The organism is Rahnella sp. Larv3_ips (genome assembly GCF_003697865.1).
In the GTDB taxonomy this organism is placed as follows: domain Bacteria; phylum Pseudomonadota; class Gammaproteobacteria; order Enterobacterales; family Enterobacteriaceae; genus Rahnella; species Rahnella rivi.
This window is the reverse complement of record NZ_MJIB01000004.1, coordinates 908,627-908,909: the sequence shown is the minus strand read 5'-3', so window position 1 is coordinate 908,909 and position 283 is coordinate 908,627. Positions and strand designations below refer to the sequence as shown.

The following is a 283-nucleotide window of genomic DNA, read 5'->3' as shown; positions in this document are numbered from 1 at the left end:
CTCTTTGGCGGGGATGGGGCGGATACTTACCACTTTGTGGCGGGTCATGGAAAAGACCTTGTGAATGACGTCGGTAAACCCGGCGAAAGCAATAATACCCTGCGTTTCAACGGTGCAGAGTCTGGTACAACACGGTTTAGTCGTGATGGGAGTCATCTGACCATACAGGCCTACGGAAGCGATGACAGCGTGACGGTCAGCAACTACTTTGGCGGTACTGATCAACCCGGAGGGATTTATCGCCAGTTCAGCTTTGTCTTCGACGATGCGACGCTGACGGAGG

Annotated in this window: 1 protein-coding gene; it reads left to right on the top strand. The window is 53.7% G+C overall.

Annotated elements, in window-relative coordinates:
- On the top strand, positions 1-283 hold a 283-nt coding region (locus tag ED901_RS06510; RefSeq protein WP_205965075.1), incomplete at both ends, for a hypothetical protein.